Annotated in this window: 17 protein-coding genes; 13 read left to right on the top strand and 4 right to left on the bottom strand. The window is 65.0% G+C overall.

The features are described 5' to 3' along the window. Nucleotides 1-127: 127 nt before the first annotated feature. Nucleotides 128-2,515, bottom strand: coding sequence for a 3-hydroxyacyl-CoA dehydrogenase/enoyl-CoA hydratase family protein (locus tag XarjCFBP7645_RS10270; protein ID WP_104537409.1), 2,388 nt, complete (start codon nucleotides 2,513-2,515; stop codon nucleotides 128-130). Nucleotides 2,516-2,540: 25 nt separating this feature from the next. After that, a complete protein-coding gene (locus XarjCFBP7645_RS10265; RefSeq protein WP_104537408.1) occupies nucleotides 2,541-3,173 on the bottom strand; it encodes a TetR/AcrR family transcriptional regulator in 633 nt (210 codons plus the stop codon). 217 nt (nucleotides 3,174-3,390) lie between these two features. Here XarjCFBP7645_RS10265 and ndk point away from each other — a divergent pair, with 217 nt between their 5' ends. The 8 genes from ndk to XarjCFBP7645_RS10225 all read left to right on the top strand — a co-directional run bounded on the left by ndk (nucleotide 3,391) and on the right by XarjCFBP7645_RS10225 (nucleotide 11,428). Then, nucleotides 3,391-3,816, top strand: a complete 426-nt coding sequence (ndk, locus tag XarjCFBP7645_RS10260) for a nucleoside-diphosphate kinase (protein ID WP_016904427.1) — start codon at nucleotides 3,391-3,393, stop codon at nucleotides 3,814-3,816. Between the two features lie 18 nt (nucleotides 3,817-3,834). Beyond that, nucleotides 3,835-5,040: a 23S rRNA (adenine(2503)-C(2))-methyltransferase RlmN gene (gene rlmN / locus XarjCFBP7645_RS10255; protein WP_104537407.1), complete on the top strand. Its 1,206-nt coding sequence runs from the start codon at nucleotides 3,835-3,837 to the stop codon at nucleotides 5,038-5,040. A gap of 10 nt (nucleotides 5,041-5,050) precedes the next feature. Then, nucleotides 5,051-5,839 carry a type IV pilus biogenesis/stability protein PilW gene (gene pilW / locus XarjCFBP7645_RS10250; protein WP_104537406.1) on the top strand — a complete coding sequence of 263 codons (789 nt, stop codon included), beginning with the start codon at nucleotides 5,051-5,053 and terminating at the stop codon, nucleotides 5,837-5,839. Further along, the gene (locus XarjCFBP7645_RS10245; protein WP_104537405.1) at nucleotides 5,836-6,696 is read left to right on the top strand and encodes a helix-turn-helix domain-containing protein; all 861 of its coding nucleotides are present in this window, start codon (nucleotides 5,836-5,838) and stop codon (nucleotides 6,694-6,696) included. The genes pilW and XarjCFBP7645_RS10245 overlap by 4 nt, the downstream gene beginning before the upstream one ends. Nucleotides 6,697-6,766: 70 nt before the next feature. Further along, entirely contained in the window at nucleotides 6,767-7,405 is a 639-nt protein-coding gene (locus XarjCFBP7645_RS10240) for a YfgM family protein (protein ID WP_016904423.1), read from the top strand. Next, the gene (gene bamB / locus XarjCFBP7645_RS10235) at nucleotides 7,405-8,622 is read left to right on the top strand and encodes an outer membrane protein assembly factor BamB (RefSeq protein ID WP_166776353.1); all 1,218 of its coding nucleotides are present in this window, start codon (nucleotides 7,405-7,407) and stop codon (nucleotides 8,620-8,622) included. Before XarjCFBP7645_RS10240 ends, bamB begins: the two co-directional genes overlap by 1 nt. Nucleotides 8,623-8,632: 10 nt before the next feature. Continuing rightward, nucleotides 8,633-10,030, top strand: a complete 1,398-nt coding sequence (gene der / locus XarjCFBP7645_RS10230) for a ribosome biogenesis GTPase Der (protein WP_104537403.1) — start codon at nucleotides 8,633-8,635, stop codon at nucleotides 10,028-10,030. A gap of 177 nt (nucleotides 10,031-10,207) precedes the next feature. Then, nucleotides 10,208-11,428, top strand: coding sequence for a molybdopterin molybdotransferase MoeA (locus tag XarjCFBP7645_RS10225; protein WP_104537402.1), 1,221 nt, complete (start codon nucleotides 10,208-10,210; stop codon nucleotides 11,426-11,428). A 90-nt stretch (nucleotides 11,429-11,518) separates the two neighbouring features. Here XarjCFBP7645_RS10225 and moeB read toward each other — a convergent pair whose 3' ends face one another. After that, a complete protein-coding gene (gene moeB, locus XarjCFBP7645_RS10220) occupies nucleotides 11,519-12,661 on the bottom strand; it encodes a molybdopterin-synthase adenylyltransferase MoeB (protein ID WP_104537899.1) in 1,143 nt (380 codons plus the stop codon). Nucleotides 12,662-12,765: 104 nt separating this feature from the next. On the opposite strand from moeB, the gene XarjCFBP7645_RS10215 reads away from it, so the two are divergent. Both XarjCFBP7645_RS10215 and xth read left to right on the top strand, forming a co-directional pair. After that, the gene (locus tag XarjCFBP7645_RS10215) at nucleotides 12,766-12,981 is read left to right on the top strand and encodes a hypothetical protein (RefSeq protein WP_104533412.1); all 216 of its coding nucleotides are present in this window, start codon (nucleotides 12,766-12,768) and stop codon (nucleotides 12,979-12,981) included. A 394-nt stretch (nucleotides 12,982-13,375) separates the two neighbouring features. Further along, entirely contained in the window at nucleotides 13,376-14,368 is a 993-nt protein-coding gene (gene xth, locus XarjCFBP7645_RS10210) for an exodeoxyribonuclease III (RefSeq protein WP_104537401.1), read from the top strand. 10 nt (nucleotides 14,369-14,378) lie between these two features. On the opposite strand, the gene XarjCFBP7645_RS10205 is transcribed toward xth, so the two are convergent. After that, nucleotides 14,379-14,666: a PQ-loop domain-containing transporter gene (locus XarjCFBP7645_RS10205; RefSeq protein ID WP_104537400.1), complete on the bottom strand. Its 288-nt coding sequence runs from the start codon at nucleotides 14,664-14,666 to the stop codon at nucleotides 14,379-14,381. A 209-nt stretch (nucleotides 14,667-14,875) separates the two neighbouring features. Here XarjCFBP7645_RS10205 and XarjCFBP7645_RS10200 point away from each other — a divergent pair, with 209 nt between their 5' ends. From XarjCFBP7645_RS10200 to XarjCFBP7645_RS10190, 3 genes are read left to right on the top strand one after another with little or no spacing between them, the layout of a single operon-like run. Further along, nucleotides 14,876-16,129, top strand: coding sequence for a molybdopterin molybdotransferase MoeA (locus XarjCFBP7645_RS10200; protein ID WP_104537399.1), 1,254 nt, complete (start codon nucleotides 14,876-14,878; stop codon nucleotides 16,127-16,129). Nucleotides 16,130-16,175: 46 nt separating this feature from the next. After that, nucleotides 16,176-16,745, top strand: coding sequence for a molybdenum cofactor guanylyltransferase (locus XarjCFBP7645_RS10195; protein WP_104537398.1), 570 nt, complete (start codon nucleotides 16,176-16,178; stop codon nucleotides 16,743-16,745). Then, nucleotides 16,729-17,091, top strand: a complete 363-nt coding sequence (locus tag XarjCFBP7645_RS10190; RefSeq protein WP_104537397.1) for a hypothetical protein — start codon at nucleotides 16,729-16,731, stop codon at nucleotides 17,089-17,091. The genes XarjCFBP7645_RS10195 and XarjCFBP7645_RS10190 overlap by 17 nt, the downstream gene beginning before the upstream one ends. Nucleotides 17,092-17,119: the final 28 nt, after the last annotated feature.

Below are 17,119 nucleotides of genomic sequence, written 5' to 3'. Positions count from 1 at the left end.
TTGGGGATTCGCAACTGCAGATCCTGATTCCTGAATGTTCCTGCCCGGCGGATAAATTTGATGGAATCGAGAATGTCGGAGGGCAGGGGAGCCGCTGTTGCGAATCCCCAATCCCCAATCCCGAATCTCAGTTCCTGAGTGGCTTACCCGTCTTGAGCATGTGCCCAATCCGCGCCCGGGTCTTTTCTTGCTGGGCCAGTTCGACGAAGTGCTTGCGCTCCAGCTTGAGCAGCCATTCTTCGTCGACCAGCGCGCCGCGATCGACTTCGCCGCCGCACATGACCGTGGCGATGCGGGTGGCGATCTCATAGTCGTATTCGCTGACGAAGCGGCCTTCCAGCATGTTGACCAGCAGCATCTTGAAGGTGGCGATGCCGACGTCGCCGGCGACCTGGATGCGGCGTGCCGGCAGCGGGGCGCGGTAGCCGCCTTCGGCCAGTGCGCGCGCTTCGGCCTTGGCGATGTGCAGCGCCTCGAAGCTGTTGAACACGACCTTGTCGGTGGCACGCAGCAGGCCCAGCTCCTGGGCATTGACCGCAGAGTTGGAGACCTTGGCCATCGCGATGGTTTCGAAGGTCTTCTTCAGCTCGGCGAACACATCGCCGCCCGGACCCGCGGCCTGCGAAGCGCGCACGGCGATTTCCTTCAGACCGCCACCGGCCGGCAGCAGGCCGACGCCGGCTTCGACCAGGCCGATGTAGCTTTCCAGCGAGGCCACGGTCTTGGCGCTGTGCATCTGGAACTCGCAACCGCCGCCCAGCGCGAGCCCGCGCACGGCCGAAATCACTGGCACCTGCGCGTACTTGATGCGCTGGCTGGTGGCCTGGAAGTTGGCGACCAGCGCTTCGAACGCATCGACCTTGCCGGCCTGCAGCAGACCCAACGCGCCGGCCAGATCCGCACCAGCGGAGAAGGGCTCCTTCTGCTGCCAGATCACCAGCCCGGCGAAGTCCTTCTCGGCGCGACCGACGACTTCCTGCAGACCGTTGAGCACGTGATCGGAGACGGTGTTCATCTTGGTCTTGAAACTGACCACCGCGATGTCGTCGCCGTCGTGCCACATGCGCACGCCGTCGTTTTCGAACACTGTCTCGCCCGGCGAGAACTGCTCGCCCAGCAGCGGATCGGGGAAGCGCTGGCGCTTGTACACCGGCAATGCCGAGCGCGGCAGCTTGGCATCGCGCGCCGGGCTGTACGAGCCCTCGGCCGCATGTACGCCATCGCGGCCGTCGAACACCCAGTTCGGCAACGGCGCGCTGCTCATGCTCTTGCCGTTGGAGATATCTTCGGCAATCCACTGCGCCACCTGCTTCCAGCCGGCGGCCTGCCAGGTCTCGAACGGGCCCAGCGACCAGCCGTAGCCCCAGCGGATCGCCAGATCCACGTCGCGCGCGGTCTCGGCGATATCGGCCAGGTGGTAGGCGCTGTAGTGGAACAGGTCGCGGAACGTGGCCCACAGGAACTGCGCCTGCGGATGCTGGCTTTCGCGCAGCCGGGCGAACTTTTCGGCCGGATTCTTGATCTTGAGGATCTCGACCACCTCTGGCGCAGCGCTGCGATCGGCCTGACGGTAATCCTGTTTCTCCAGGTCCAGCACCACGATGTCCTTGCCGACCTTGCGGAAGATGCCGGCACCCACCTTCTGGCCGAGCGCGCCCTTGCCGATCAGCGCATCCAGCCACTTGGGCGACTTGAAGTACTGGTGCCACGGATCGTCAGGCAGGGTGTCGCCCATGGTCTTGATCACGTGCGCCATGGTGTCCAGGCCGACCACGTCCGAGGTGCGGTAGGTCGCCGACTTCGGGCGCCCGACCAGCGGGCCGGTCAGCGCATCGACTTTGTCGAAGCCCAGCCCGAACTCGGCGGTGTGGTGGATGGTGCACAGGATCGAGAACACGCCGATGCGGTTGCCGATGAAGTTCGGGGTGTCCTTCGCATACACCACGCCCTTGCCCAGCGTGGTGACCAGGAAACTTTCCAGTCCTTCCAGCACGGCCTTGTCGGTGCCCTTGGCCGGAATCAGCTCGGCCAGGTGCATGTAACGCGGCGGATTGAAGAAATGCACGCCGCAGAAGCGGTGACGCAACTGCTCGGGCAGTACGTCGGAGAGCTTGTTGATGCCCAGGCCCGAGGTATTGGAGGCCAGCACGGCGTGATCGGCCACGAACGGGGCGATCTTCTTGTACAGGTCCTGCTTCCAGTCCATGCGCTCGGCGATCGCTTCGATGATCAGGTCGCAATCGCGCAGCTGCGCCAGACCGGTGCTGTCGTCAGGCGTGCCGTAGTTGGCCGGCGTGATCGCCTCGGCCAGGGCCTTGCTGGCGAGCGGGGCAGGGCTGAGCTTGCCGAGGTTGGCGATGGCCTTGAGCACGATGCCGTCGGCAGGACCTTCCTTGGCAGGCAGGTCGAAGAGCACGGTGTCGACACCGGCGTTGGTGAGGTGCGCGGCGATCTGCGCGCCCATGACGCCGGCACCGAGCACGGCAGCACGACGGACTAGCAACGGATTGGACATAGCGATGAGCCTTTGGTGTGAGCGACTACGGTGTGGAATGGGTACGGAAACCGGGTTCCGCAAAACGAATCAGTTCGCGCGCGGCGCGCGCGCGGTGGTCGGCCTCGCTGACCCCGGCCGGGCGCTTGATCAATCCGAAATCGGCCATGGCATAGGTGAGCGCGCCGGCGAGGAAATCCAGACGCCAGTACAGCTCTTCCTTGCTCAGGCCCGGCACGCAGGCGGCGATGGCCTTGCCGAACTCGCGCAGCACATGCCCGTAGTGGTCGGACAGGAACTTGCGCAGGTTGTCGTTCTTTTCGGCGTAGGCGCGTGCAATCACCCGCACGAACGCGCCGCCGCTCTGGCGGTCCTGCGCCATTGCCAGCGCCGGCTCGACGAAGGCCGCCAGCACCGCTGTGAGTTCGCCGGGCTGCGACCGCCTGGCGGTTTCCAGTTGCTGCAGGCGCGCGGCGGTCATCTCGTCCATGCGGCGACGGAATACCTCGTTGACCAGGTTTTCCTTGGAGCCGAAGTGGTAGTTGACGGCTGCGATATTGACGTCGGCCTGGGTGGTCAGCTGGCGCAGCGAGGTTCCCGCGAAGCCATGCTGGGCGAACAGCTCCTCGGCCGCGCCGAGGATGCGGTCCTTGGTGGAGAAGTGGGCGGGCTTGGGCATGCGCGGGGTGGAACTCAATCAAACGATTGTTTGAGTCTACGGGCAGGACGGCGCACCGGTCATGCGGCAATGCGGCACGATTCAGGGGGCGGTGTGCAATTGCAACGACGAAGAGATAGAATTGACCATCGCAAAGAAGCCTAAGCCCGCGTTTTGACGCGGGTTTTTTTCATGATAATCTCGGGCCTTCAGTGGCCCGCCCAACGGAGATCTTCCCATGGCGCTGGAGCGCACCCTGTCCATCATCAAGCCCGACGCCGTTGCCAAGAACGTCATCGGCGAAATCTACAGCCGCTTCGAAAAGGCCGGCCTGAAGATCGTGGCATCCAAGTACAAGCAGCTGTCGCGTCGCGAAGCCGAAGGCTTCTATGCCGTGCACCGCGAGCGTCCGTTCTTCAATGCGCTGGTCGAGTTCATGATCTCCGGCCCGGTGGTGATCCAGGCGCTGGAAGGCGAGAACGCCGTTGCCGCACACCGTGACCTGCTGGGTGCGACCAATCCCAAGGACGCTGCGCCGGGCACCATCCGCGCCGACTTCGCCGACTCGATCGATGCCAACGCCGCCCACGGTTCGGACTCGGTCGAGAACGCCGCCAACGAAGTCGCGTATTTCTTTGCCGCCACCGAAGTGGTCTCGCGCTGAGGCCGAGAGAGTCGAATCGTGAATGAGGTCGTGATCCCCTCCGTGCTGCAGGACGTCCCCGTCCGCGCCCCGGAACTGCGCAAGCAGAACCTGCTCGACCTCGACCGCGAGGGACTGGAGCGTTTCTTTGCCGACACGCTCGGCGAGGCACGCTACCGTGCCCATCAGGTGATGAAGTGGATCCACCATCGCTACGTCACCGATTTCGACCAGATGACGGACCTCGGCAAGGCGCTGCGTGCGAAATTGCACCAGCACGCCGAGGTCCTTGTCCCCAATGTCGTGTTCGACAAGCCGTCCACCGACGGGACCCATAAATGGCTGCTGGCCATGGGTACCGACGGCAAGAACGCGATCGAAACCGTCTATATCCCCGACAAGGGCCGCGGCACGCTGTGCGTGTCGTCCCAGGTCGGCTGCGGCCTGAACTGCACGTTCTGTTCGACTGCCACCCAGGGCTTCAACCGCAACCTCACCACTGCCGAGATCGTCGGGCAGGTATGGGTGGCGGCGCGCCATCTGGGCAACGTGCCGCACCAGCAGCGCCGCCTCACCAATGTGGTGATGATGGGCATGGGCGAGCCGCTGATGAATTTCGACAACGTCGTGCGCGCGATGAGCGTGATGCGCGACGACCTTGGCTACGGCCTGGCCAGCAAGCGGGTGACGCTGTCGACCTCGGGCCTGGTGCCGATGATCGACCGGCTTTCGACCGAAAGCGATGTCTCGCTGGCGGTCTCGCTGCATGCCGCCAACGACGCGCTGCGCGAAAGCCTGGTGCCGTTGAACAAGAAGTACCCGATCGCCGAGCTGATGGAGTCCTGCGCGCGCTATCTGCGCGGCAGCAAGAAGCGCGATTCGGTCACCTTCGAATACACCTTGATGAAGGGCATCAACGACCAGCCCGAGCATGCGCGTCAGCTGGCCAGATTGATGCGTCAGTTCGATAACGCAGTGCAGTCCAAGGACGCCGGCAAGGTCAACCTGATTCCGTTCAATCCGTTCCCGGGCACGCGTTACGAGCGCTCCGGAGAGACGGAGATCCGTGCCTTCCAGAAAATCCTGCTCGACGCGCAAGTGCTGACGATGGTCCGCCGTACCCGCGGCGACGACATCGACGCCGCCTGCGGACAGCTCAAGGGACAGGTCATGGACCGCACCCGTCGTCAGGCGGATTTCCTGCGCACCCTGGAAGGGCAGGCCGGTCGAGATGCGGCAGCGTGATCTTCTAGTCATGGCGGCCGTGGCGATCGCGCTGAGCGCGGTCGGCTGCGGTGGCCGCAATGCCAAGGCGGGCTCGGTCCAGACGGTCGAGGAGGTGGCGCAGGTGCATGCGTTCCGCGACAGCACTGCGACAAAGAATCGTCTGGCGGTGCAGGAGAAGCTCGGTTTGGCCAACAACCGCCTGCAGACCGGCGACTACGCCGCTGCCGAAGAGCAGGTCCGTGCAGCCTTGAAGAAATATCCGCAGTCGGTGGATGCCATTGGTCTGCTGGCGCTGATTCAAGGCGCCAAGGGCGATGTTGCCGGTTCCGGTGTGTCATACCGCCGGGCCGCAGAACTTGCACCGCAGCGCGGCGATGTCTTGAACAATTACGGCGCATGGTTGTGCGCGAACGGCTCGCCGGCCGAATCGCTGACCTGGTTCGATCGCGCCCTGACCGACAGAACCTACGCATCGCCAGCCTCTGCGCTGGGCAATGCAGGTGGCTGCGCACTCAAGGCGGGGCAGCCGCAGCGGGCTGCCGGTGACTTGCGCAAGGCGCTGGAACTGGATCCGCAGAATCCATACGCACTTGAATCGATGGCGCGCTCCGAATCGACGCATCGCAATTATTTCGAAGCGCGCGCGTTTATCGAACGGCGGCTTGCGGCTGCACCTGCAACCGCTTCCGTGTTACAACTCGCCATTCAGATTGAGCAAGGGCTAGGCGACAAGGTAGCTGCCAGCCGTTATCAACAGCGGTTGGTCAAGGAATTCCCTGACGCAGCGACCGCTAACCCCGGGGCCAATGTATTGTGATCAGTGATTCCAATCCGAACCCTTTCGAGCAGGAAAAGGGCTGCGGACAGCATTTGCGCGACGCGCGCGAAGCAGCAGGTCTGAGCGTGGACGAGGTCGCCGGCAAGCTGCGTATGCCGGCGCATGTGGTGCGCTCGCTGGAACAGGAGCAGTGGCAACGCTTGGGTGCGCCGGTCTTCGTGCGCGGTCAGTTGCGCAGCTATGCGCGCTTGCTGCACGTGGACCTGGAGCCGCTGCTGCAGCAGGCGGCGATTGCGCCGATCGAGCCGGTCAAGCTGGTCAGCCACACGCATACGCCGCGGGCGCGGCGCATCCTGGAAAGCACGGCGCGCAAGGCGATGTATGTGGTGATCACCGGCGTGTTCGCGGTGCCGGTGTGGTACGCGACCCGTTCGCATCTGGATGGCAAGGCGCCCAGCACGGTATCGCTGGACAGCATGCCGGAAGCGCCCAGGACCGGCTCCCCGGTCAACGCTGCAACGCAGCCGGCCAGTGCGCCGCGCGAGCAGCCGGCGCCGTACATCGCGTCGATGACGCCGGTGCCGCGGGCCACGCCCGAGCTCGAGACCCCTGCGGCGTCGGCCGCTGGTGGCGGCAGTTTGTCGTTGATTTTCAGCGGCGACAGCTGGGTGCAGATTCTGGCACCGGATGGCAGCGCGGTCGAAAAGGCGCTGGTGCGTGCCGGCGAGCGTCGCAGTTATTCGCCAGGGCAGGTGGGCCGCATCGTGCTGGGCAATGCGTCGGCGGTAGAGGTTCAGCAAGGCGGCAGTATCGTCGACGTGAAACCGTTCCAGCGCGCTAACGTGGCCCGTTTTGCGGTATCCTCCGACGGCTCCGTGGTACCTGCTTCCGAGTGAAGCGGACTGCGGTTTTTCATTTTTCCCTATTGATGTTCCGCGCCTCCGGGATGACGGAGCGAGAGTACGCATGGCGATCGACGATCTGCTGGACGAACACGAACAAGGCGAACGCGTTCGTTCCTGGTTGAGAAAGAATGGCGCAGGGCTGGTGGGCGGTGTCGTGGTGGGCCTGGCCCTGATCCTGGGCTGGCAGTGGTGGCAGAAGCACACCGCCACTCAATCGGTGGAAGCCAATACCCGTTACGAGGCGGTGGTCAAGTCCATCCAGGGCAAGGACCTGGACAAGGCGGCCAAGGACATCGTGGCGCTCGATGACGGCAAGGGCGGTGTCTACGCCGAACTGGCTGCATTGCGTCTGGCCAAGGCCCAGGTGGATGCCGGCAAGCATGCCGAAGCGATCAAGACCCTGCGCGACGTGCCGGCCGAAGGCGAGCTCAAGCAGATCGTGCAGCAGCGCCTGGCGCGTGTACTGACCGAAAGCGGCAAGCCGGACGAAGCGATCAAGCTGCTGGCCGATGCGCAAGACCACACCAGCCTGGAGATCCGCGCCGATGCGCTGGTCGTGCAGGGCAAGCCGGATGAAGCGCGTGCGCTCTACGCCAAGGCCCTGACCACGGTGGATGTGGCCTCGCCGCAGCGCCGTTTGCTGGAAACCAAGCTGATGGATGTGGGCGGCAAGGTGCCCGATCCGGCGGAGCAGATTTGATGAAGCAGGTTGATATGTACAAGCGCATTGCATTGATCGCCCTGATGGGCGTGTCGCTGGCAGGTTGCAGCACCGTCAAGGGCTGGTTTGCCGGGAAGGACGCCGCTGCCAAGAAGGCGCAGGAACCTGCCGAGCTGGTCAAGTTCGAGCCGTCGGTCAAGGTCGACAAGATCTGGTCCACCGGCGTGGGCAAGGGCGAAGGCCATATCGGCGTGCGCCAGCGTCCGGCGGTGGCCGATGGCAAGGTATACGCCGCGGCGATCACCGGCGGCGTGCAGGCGCTGGATCTGCAGACCGGCAAGCGCGTGTGGGAATACAAGCCCAAGAAGGAAGAGCGTAACGACCGCAAGTTCAAGCAGCGCCTGTCCGGTGGCCCCGGCGTCGGCGAAGGCCTGGTGGTGATCGGCACGCTGTCTGGCGACGTGATTGCGCTGAACCAGGCCGATGGCACCGAGAAGTGGCGTGCCAAGGTGCCGAACGAAGTCATCGCCGCACCGGCCATTGCACAGAACCTGGTGCTGGTGCGCAGCAACGACGGTCGCGTCAGCGCCTTCGATGCTGCCACCGGCGAGCGCCGCTGGTTCCATGCCGAGGAAGGCCCGACCTTGTCGGTGCGCGGCAATGCGCCGATCGTGACCGGCCCGGGCGTGCTGTTCGTCGGCAACGACAGCGGCACCTTGAGCGCCCTGGCGCTGCAGGATGGCCGCCCGTTGTGGGAACAGGCCATCGGCGTGCCGGAAGGCCGCACCGAGCTGGAGCGCATGTCCGATGTGGACGGTGCCCCGGTGCTTGACGGCACCACGCTGTATGCGACCAGCTTCAAGAACGAAACCCTCGCACTGGAAGGCCCGAGCGGTCGTCCGCTGTGGACGCGCGATCACGGCGGCGCCGGTGGCGTTGGCGTGTCGTCGGCGGTGGTGGTGGTCTCCGACAACGCCGGCTCGGTGTGGGGCCTGGACAAGAGCAGCGGTGCGGCGATGTGGTCGCAGGCCGCGCTGGCGCGTCGCTCCCTGACCGGTGTGGCCATCCAGGGCGATTACGCCGTGGTCGGCGACTACAAGGGCTATCTGCACTGGCTGAAACTCAGCGACGGTGCACTGGCCGCGCGCGCTCGCGCTGGACGCGACACGCTGCTGGCGCAGCCGATCGTCGTAGACGGCATTCTGTTGGTACAAAACACCGATGGCGATCTCACCGCCTTCCGGTTGGCACAATAAGGACTTTGCGATGCTGCCCCTGGTCGCCCTGGTCGGACGGCCCAATGTCGGCAAGTCCACCATCTTCAATGCGCTGACGCGCACCCGTGACGCGCTGGTCCACGACCAGCCCGGCGTCACCCGCGACCGTAACTACGGGGTCTGTCGTCTTGACGAGGAACGCCCGTTCATCGTCGTCGATACCGGCGGTATCGCTGGCGACGAGGAAGGCCTGGCCGGCGCCACCGCGCGGCAGGCCCGCGCCGCTGCCGGTGAGGCCGATCTGGTGCTGTTCGTGGTCGATGGGCGCGAAGGCGCCTCCTCGCTAGACGACGAGATCCTGGCCTGGCTGCGCAAGCTGGCGCGGCCGACCGTGCTGGTCATCAACAAGATCGACGGCACCGACGAGGAGACCGTACGCTCGGAATTCGCGCGCTATGGGTTCTCCGATGTGGTGGCGTTGTCTGCAGCGCATCGGCAAGGCATCGACGAACTGCTCGAGGAAGTCGGCGTACGCCTGCCCGAGGAAGGTGCCGGCGAGTTGCTGGATACCGACCCGGCGCGTGTGCGCATCGCCTTCGTCGGCCGCCCGAACGTGGGCAAGTCGACGCTGGTCAATCGCCTGCTCGGCGAAGAACGCATGATCGCCTCGGAAGTGCCGGGCACCACGCGCGATTCGATCGCCGTGGACATGGACCGCGACGGGCGCCAGTACCGCTTGATCGATACGGCCGGCCTGCGTCGCCGCGGCAAGGTCGAGGAAGCGGTAGAGAAGTTCAGCGCGTTCAAGACGCTGCAGGCGATCGAACAATGCCAGGTCGCGGTGCTGATGCTCGATGCCGGCGAAGGCGTCACCGACCAGGATGCGACCATCCTGGGCGCCATCCTGGACGCTGGCCGTGCCCTGGTGGTGGCGATCAACAAATGGGACGGGCAGAGCGACTACCAGCGAGCGCAGGCCGAAGACCTGCTGTCGCGCAAGCTGGGCTTCGTCAGCTGGGCGGAGGCGGTGCGGATTTCCGCGCTGCACGGCTCGGGCATGCGCGAGCTGTTCCAGGCGATTCATCGTGCCCACGCGTCGGCCACGCACGAATTCAGCACCAGCGAAGTCAACCAGGCGCTGGAAATCGCCTACGAGACCAATCCGCCGCCGAGCATCCGTGGTCACGTCTCCAAGCTGCGTTACGTGCACCCGGGTGGCGCAAATCCGCCCACCTTTATCGTGCACGGCACGCGCCTGAAGGTGCTGCCGGAGTCGTACAAGCGCTATCTGGAAAACTTCTTCCGCAAGCGCTTCAAGCTGGTCGGCACGCCGGTGCGTTTCATCTTCCGCGAAGGCGCCAATCCGTACGAGGGCAAGAAGAACACGCTCACCGAACGGCAGGTGGCGCGCAAAAGGCGGTTGATGAAGCACGTCAAGGGCAAGTAAGCAGGGAACGATCCGTGCCTGGCGAATGATCGTCAGGTGGAGTGGCCGCAGCGCCTCAAGCTGCCGTGGTCCAGTGCTACGAGCCATGCCAGAAAGCTGCAGTGACATTCTTCTGGCGCCTGCACTGGCATCGCCAGACGTTCTGGGCCGTCGTGGCGCACTGGTATCCTGCATGCCATGACTGACTATCCCTCCCGCATTCCCTATGCACAGGCGTTGCAGATCCTGCAGGCCGTCGCCGCCAACAGCCGTCCGCCCGACGAGAACATCGCCACTTCGCGTGCCGACGGGCGCATCAGCGCTGCCGATCTGATCGCACCGATCGCGTTGCCGCCTTTTGCCAACAGCGCAATGGACGGCTTCGCGTTGCGGCATGCCGATGTCGCTGGCGGCGATGCGCCGTTGCAACTGGTCGGCGAACAGTTCGCTGGCGAGCGTTGGACCGGCACGCTGAGCGCCGGTCAATGCCTGCGCATCACCACTGGTGCGCCGCTGCCCGATGGCGCCGATACGGTGATCCCGAAAGAGGATACGCAGGAACGCGATGGCGTGGTGCGTTTCCATAGCATGCCTGCGCCGGGTGCGGCGGTGCGCCAGGCCGGCAGTGACGTGCGCGCGGGCGATCTGGTGGTACAGAGTGGCCAGGTGTTGACGCCTGCGCGGATCGGACTGGCGGCTGCGCTCGGTCTGTCGCGGCTTGCGGTGGCGCCGCGGCCGACCATTGCGGTGCTGGCCACCGGCGATGAACTGGTGGAGCCGGGCATGCCGTTGGGGCCGGGACAGATCTACAACAGCAACCGCGACATGCTGATGGCGCAGCTGCGCGCACTGGGCTACGCGCCGACCGCATGGCCGACCCTGCCGGACGATCCGCAACGCATCCGCACCATGCTGGAGGACGCGGCTGCGGCCTTCGACGTGGTGATCACCTGTGGCGGCGTCTCGGCGGGGGAAAAGGATTATCTGCCGCAACTGATCGGCGAACTGGGCCGCATCCACTTCTGGCGCGTGCGCATGCGCCCGGGCATGCCGGCGGTGCTGGGCCAGATCGGCCGCTGCCTGGTGCTGGGTCTGCCGGGCAATCCGGTCTCGGTGCTGGCGACGTTGATCGCCTACGGCGTGCCGTTGCTGGATGGCCTGCAGGGACGTAGCGAGCCGCGCCCGTTGTGGCATGCGGCCTTGGCGAGTCCCTGGGAAAAACGCCACGAGCGGCTGGAGTTCCTGCGCGGGCGCCTGGAGTGCGGCGAAGACGGGCGTCTGACGGCGTTGCCGCATCGCGGCGATGCATCGCATCTGTTGCGCGGTGCGGCCGACAGCAATGCCTTGATCGTGTTGCCGGAACAGGCGCGGCGTTTTGAGGCAGGCGAAATCGTACAGGTGATTCCTTACGCGCTTTGAGCGTCTGGTGAACCGAGCGCGGCTACCAGGTGCACGACTGTCGGGCGATCGGCCCGCACGAGCGCCGGTTACATGGCGTGATCGCCGCTCTCAGCCGACTGCGCTGCCGCAGAAGGCGGCGTAATCGGCATAGCCGGCGAATGCAGCACCGGGTGCACACACCGGGCAATGCGGATCGGGGGGCAGGCGAATCTCGCGAAAGCGCATCGCCAGTGCATCGAAGCTGAGCAGGCGCCCGGTGAGGGTGTCGCCGATGCCCAGCAGCAACTTGATCGCCTCGGTCGCCTGCAGCAATCCGATCACCCCGGGCAACACCCCCAGTACGCCGGCTTCGGCGCAGCTGGGTGCGAATTCGGGCGGCGGTGGTTCGGGAAACAGGCAGCGATAGCACGGTGCTTGGCCGCGCCTGCGGCCGGCATCGAACACGCTCAACTGCCCTTCGAACTGCTGTACCGCGCCGTACACCAGCGGTTTGCCGAGTTTGACGCAGGCATCGTTGAGCAGATAGCGCGCAGGAAAATTGTCGGCGCCGTCGACCACGACATCCACGTCCTCCAGCAAGGCTTCGACATTGCTGGCAGTCACACGTGCCTGCAGCGCTTGGACCTGCACGCGTGGATTGAGCGCGGCAATGCGCTGCGCGGCGGAGGTGACCTTGGCAACGCCGACGCTGTCCTCCACATGCAGGATCTGACGCTGCAGATTGCTGCGGTCCACCACATCGTCATCGGCGATCCGCAGGTGGCCGACGCCAGCGGCAGCCAGATAGAACGCCGCCGGCGAGCCGAGCCCGCCTGCACCGACGAGCAACACGCGCGAACGCTCCAGACGCTGCTGGCCTTCCAGACCGACCTGCGGCAGGCGGAGATGGCGCGAATAGCGCTCGAGAAAATCCTGCTCGTCGGGCGGCAAGGTAGGGCGCACCAATGGAAGGCCGGCGCTGGTCCACGCGGAGGTGCCACCGAGCACCGAAGACACCTGCGTATAGCCGTGCGCGCGCAAGATCTCCGCCGTGTGTGCCGAGCGCTTGCCGCTCTGGCAGATCAACACGATTTCACGCGCCTGCGCCGGCAGATGCCGTGCGGGTGCCGTTTCCAGATCGTGTTGCGCAATCGCCAACGCGCCTTCGGCCTGGCCGCCGGCACGTTCGTGCAGCTGCCGGATATCGATCAGCAAGGCGCCTTGCAGGGCGCGCAGGCGGGCATTTGCAGGAGGGATGTCGTGGCTGCTCATGGCACCATTGTCGCGCAAAGGCAGGCCGTGCGATGCACGGGTTTGCCATGTTGGCGTCAGGCTCACCAGCACGGCGGTAGCGTGGGCATACAAGGAGATCCTCAATGACACCTGATATCGATGCGCAACTGAAACAACTCGCCGATGCATTGCCTGATATTCGTCGTCAGCATCCAGACGATTTCTGGGATGTATTCCATGCACGTGCAGAGAAGATCACTGCCGCCGCCGACTCGCAGGAACAGGCTGCGCAAATCGTCAAACGGATCGACGAAATCCTGTCGGCCAATCAATTGGGACCTGCGGATCCCGGCGCCTGATCCAGCAACCTCGATGCGCGGGCGCTACGGAAGGTAACACCGGCCTGCGCCCGGTTTGGACATGATCCGTAGCAACTGGCAGCAAGCCGGCGCGGCAATGCTGCTGTCGGTCGGTTGGTGCGATCGGCATTGCCGCTGTAGAGCGCGCATTGCGCCAGGTCTTCGTCGACCGGATCGCAGTAGTGACGCGTTTCCAGTGAGGTAACCGCGCCAGCAGCGGGTGCATAGCTGGGCAGTCCAGAACGCGGGCTATCGCGTGCGATCGCCGGCGATGGGTGGTGTGCGAGCCGTGAGTTCGTACGCCAGTAGGCAGCGGAGCTTCACCGTGCTTGAGCATCTGCTTAATGCCATGGCGGCGATGCTATCGCCTTATGCCTCGCCAGGTCGCTCGCCCATGTCCACCACCACCCGCAAGATCGCGACATTCAACGTCAATGGCATCAATAGTCGGCTGCCGCATCTGCTGGACTGGTTGCAGCGCGAGCGACCGGACATCGTCGGCTTGCAGGAACTGAAGGCCACGCAGGACGCCTTTCCGGAGCAGGCGATCCGCGATGCCGGGTACGGCGTGATCTGGCAGGGCGAGAAGTCGTGGAATGGCGTGGCATTGCTGGCGCGCGGCGCCGATCCGGTGGAAATCCGTCGTGGGCTGCCGTGGGACCGCGGCGATACGCAGAGCCGCTACCTGGAAGCTGCAATTCACGGGGTGGTGGTGGCCTGCCTGTATCTACCCAACGGCAATCCGCAGCCGGGGCCGAAGTTCGACTACAAGTTGGCGTGGTTTCAACGCCTGATCCGGCACGCCAGGACGCTGGTGGACCTGCCGCACCCGGTAGCATTGATCGGCGATTTCAACGTGGTGCCCACCGATGCCGACATCTACGATCCCAAGGGCTGGCGCAGGGATGCGTTGCTGCAACCGGAGAGTCGCCAGGCGTACCAGACCCTGCTCGAACAGGGCTGGACCGACAGCCTGCTTGCAGTGCATGGCGACACGCCGATCTATACCTTTTGGGATTATTTTCGCCAGCATTTTGCGCGCGATCGCGGCTTGCGCATCGACCACCTGCTGCTCAATCGCACCCTGGCGCCCGGGCTGCAGGATGCCGGTGTGGACAAGTGGGTACGCGCACTGGGAAAGGCCAGCGATCATGCGCCGACCTGGATCCGCGTGCGTGTGCCGGAAGCGGTAGCGGAACCAGCAACGCAGGCCAAGGCCGTGCCCAGGCCACGAAAGCGGCCCGTGGCAAAGGCAGCCCCGGTGCGCAAGTCCACGACCAAGAAAACGACCAAGACCGCGGCGAAGAAGGCCGCAGCGCGGCCTGCCGCCAGGAAGTCAATCGGAACCACCAAGCCGCGCAAGCTGGCGAAGAAAAGCGCCGAATGACGCGGCAGGGCTAGCCGATACTGCCCGCGTGACGCGCCACCCGACGCTGCTTGATCTGGTGCAGCACATGCCCGGTGAGGGCGGTCAGCAGGATCAATACGTTGCTGACGATAAACACCGCATTGCCGACCAAATAGCTGTAGAGGATAAACAACACCGAAGCGCTGATCTGGCCGATGAACAGCCAGCGCGAAACGCCCTGTGCCGCATCCGAGCGCCATTGCTTGTAGATCTGGCGGATCAAGGTGGCAATCAACACGGCACTGGCGAGCCAGCCTACAAGGTCGACGAGTTGCATGCGGCACAGAGACCGTGGAGAACTGCGTCCACTGTGCGAGATGCCGTGTGGGCAAGGCGTTCTAGCGGCTTCAAGCGATGTGCGCGGTGGGTGAGACGAAGCCATGCACGGGATTGGACGCCCTGATGTCGCAATCGCCACGCCTGTACCAGCCGCGCCGGGCGCCGGTATCCTAGCCAGGTCATCCATCGGTCGACCGTGCCCTGTTCATGATCAGCTACGCCGACGCACTTGCGATTGTCCGTCAGCAGGTCGCCGCGCTTGCCGGCGAGTGGGTGGACAGTGCCGATGCCGAAGGACGTGTTCTTTCGCAGGCGTTGTCGAGTCCGGCGGAGTTGCCGGCTTTCGACAACAGCGCGATGGATGGTTTTGCGTTGGCCACTGCCGGCTGTGGTGCGATTGCCGGTAGCGAACATGTGGTCGCTGGCAGCGTTGCCGCAGGCGAAGATGCGGGCGGCATCCCGGCAGGTAATGCTTGGGAAGTCATGACCGGTGCCGGTTTGCCTACGGGTGCCGATGCAGTGGTGCCTATCGAGCAGGTGGACGTGCTGGCGCATGATGGCCCACGACCCAGCCGCATCCGTCTGCGTGCCAGTAGTCGCTGCGGTCAGCATATCCGTCGACGCGGAGAAGATGTGGCCTTGCACGATCGCGTGATCGAGGCCGGTACCGTGCTGCGCGCCGCGCACTTGATGCTGTTGGCAGGGCTGGGCTGTGCGCGTGTGCAGGTGGTGCGGCGTCCGCGTGTGGCCCTGATTGCGACCGGCCGCGAATTGATCGGCGATCCGGCGCAGCCGTTGCGGCCTGGCCAGATTCGCGATGGCACCAGCGGCTATCTGCTCAGCCAGTTGCGTGCAGCCGGGGCCGAAGTGGTCTGGCAGGGGCAGGTGGGCGATGCCGATGCCGACTTCGACCGGGCGCTTGCGCAGGCGCGAGGCGCGGACGCCGAGGTGATTCTGAGCACCGGTGCGGTGTCGCTTGGTCGTTACGATTTCATACCGGATGCCTTGGCACGGCACGGCGCGGCGGTGTTGTTCCACAAGGTTGCGGTGCGGCCGGGCAAGCCGGTGTTGCTGGCGCGCTTTGCAGACGGCGCGCTGTACATCGGTTTACCGGGCAATCCGATGGCCAGCGCTGCCGGGCTGCGTTTTTTCGTGGAGCCGGCGCTACGCCGGTTGCTTGGCATGCCGGCCGAGCGCGGCTTGCAGGTTGCGTTGCAAACGCCGATGCCTGCGCGACCGCTGTGGCGGCAGCACCTACGCGCATGCTTGACCTGTAGCGCTGCTGGAGTGCTTTGCGTGCAGATCCTGCCGCAGCAGGAGTCGTTCCGCGTGGCGCCATTGTTGCAGGCCAATGTATGGGCGGTACTGGAACCGCAGGACGATGGCGCCGCGCCCGATACGACTGCGCAGGTGTTCGGGCTGGGCCATCTGCAGCCGGCTGCACCGGCGATCGCGCCATGAGCCTGCACTTGCACGTAGTGCGATGCCGTGCCGGCGAGCAGGCGGCATGAGCGCGAGGCCTGTATGGACGGGCGTGGTGCTAGCCGGTGGCCGTTCCTCGCGGATGGGGCAGGACAAGGCGCTGCTGCCGTGGCGCGGACGTCCATTGCTGGAGCACATGCAGGCGCTATTGCGCGATGCCGGCGCGCACAAGGTGGTGATCAGCGGCGATCGCCCGGACTACGCCGGGATTGCCGACGCGCAGCCGGATCTGGGGCCGCTCGGAGGGCTGGCCAGCGTGATCGATCGGGTGGCCGATGCAACGACACTGGTGGTGGTGCCGGTCGACATGCCGTTGCTGTCCGGGCCATTGCTGGATCGGCTGCTGGCGCCACCGCATCGGCGCTGCATTACCTTTGAAGACCAGATGCTGCCGATGCGTCTGTACGTGGATGGCGTTGTGCGCGAGGCGCTCACTGCGCTGATGGCCGGCCCCGGTTCGTCACGCTCGCTGCGCGCCCTGCAGGCTGCGCTGCAATGCCATCGCGTCGCTGTCACCGCCAGCGAACGCGCCGCGTTCGTCAATTGCAATACGCCCGAGCAGTGGAGTCAGCTCATTCATGAAAATCCAGATTGAAGCTCAGCAGCTGCGTTTGCGCATCGACGAAGCCGAATTGGCCGAGTTGCTTGCCGGGCGCACCGTCGAGAATCTGAGCCGCTTGCCGAGCGGGGAAGGCGCGCGACTGCTGCGCCACAGCGTCAGCCTGAGCGACGGTGATGCGGCCTGCAATTGCACTGCCGAGCATTGGCAGTTGTCGGTGCCGCGTGATGCGCTGGAAGAACATGCATGGCAATTGCCCAGCCGCGAGGGATTGCGTTTCAGCTTCGGTACCGGTGCTGGCCATGCCGAACAGACGACGTTGCAGGTGACCTTCGATGTCGATGTGCGCGATAGCGCACGCAAGCGTTTTCCGAAAAGCTGAGTTCGCTGCGGATGCACACGCGCACCAC

The organism is Xanthomonas arboricola (genome assembly GCF_002940665.1).
Lineage (GTDB): Bacteria > Pseudomonadota > Gammaproteobacteria > Xanthomonadales > Xanthomonadaceae > Xanthomonas > Xanthomonas arboricola_B.
The sequence above is the reverse complement of the archived record's forward strand: the minus strand, read 5'-3'. Positions and strand labels throughout refer to the sequence as shown.

Excerpts from the sequence above, each read along its gene's own strand:
- XarjCFBP7645_RS10270 (WP_104537409.1), bottom strand. The coding sequence starts at position 2,515 with ATGTCCAATCCGTTGCTAGTCCGTCGTGCTGCCGTGCTCGGTGCCGGC.
- XarjCFBP7645_RS10265 (WP_104537408.1), bottom strand. The coding sequence starts at position 3,173 with ATGCCCAAGCCCGCCCACTTCTCCACCAAGGACCGCATCCTCGGCGCG.
- ndk (WP_016904427.1), top strand. The coding sequence starts at position 3,391 with ATGGCGCTGGAGCGCACCCTGTCCATCATCAAGCCCGACGCCGTTGCC.
- pilW (WP_104537406.1), top strand. The coding sequence starts at position 5,051 with ATGGCGGCCGTGGCGATCGCGCTGAGCGCGGTCGGCTGCGGTGGCCGC.
- XarjCFBP7645_RS10240 (WP_016904423.1), top strand. The coding sequence starts at position 6,767 with ATGGCGATCGACGATCTGCTGGACGAACACGAACAAGGCGAACGCGTT.
- bamB (WP_166776353.1), top strand. The coding sequence starts at position 7,405 with ATGAAGCAGGTTGATATGTACAAGCGCATTGCATTGATCGCCCTGATG.
- der (WP_104537403.1), top strand. The coding sequence starts at position 8,633 with ATGCTGCCCCTGGTCGCCCTGGTCGGACGGCCCAATGTCGGCAAGTCC.
- XarjCFBP7645_RS10225 (WP_104537402.1), top strand. The coding sequence starts at position 10,208 with ATGACTGACTATCCCTCCCGCATTCCCTATGCACAGGCGTTGCAGATC.
- moeB (WP_104537899.1), bottom strand. The coding sequence starts at position 12,661 with ATGAGCAGCCACGACATCCCTCCTGCAAATGCCCGCCTGCGCGCCCTG.
- XarjCFBP7645_RS10215 (WP_104533412.1), top strand. The coding sequence starts at position 12,766 with ATGACACCTGATATCGATGCGCAACTGAAACAACTCGCCGATGCATTG.
- xth (WP_104537401.1), top strand. The coding sequence starts at position 13,376 with ATGTCCACCACCACCCGCAAGATCGCGACATTCAACGTCAATGGCATC.
- XarjCFBP7645_RS10205 (WP_104537400.1), bottom strand. The coding sequence starts at position 14,666 with ATGCAACTCGTCGACCTTGTAGGCTGGCTCGCCAGTGCCGTGTTGATT.
- XarjCFBP7645_RS10200 (WP_104537399.1), top strand. The coding sequence starts at position 14,876 with ATGATCAGCTACGCCGACGCACTTGCGATTGTCCGTCAGCAGGTCGCC.
- XarjCFBP7645_RS10195 (WP_104537398.1), top strand. The coding sequence starts at position 16,176 with ATGAGCGCGAGGCCTGTATGGACGGGCGTGGTGCTAGCCGGTGGCCGT.
- XarjCFBP7645_RS10190 (WP_104537397.1), top strand. The coding sequence starts at position 16,729 with ATGAAAATCCAGATTGAAGCTCAGCAGCTGCGTTTGCGCATCGACGAA.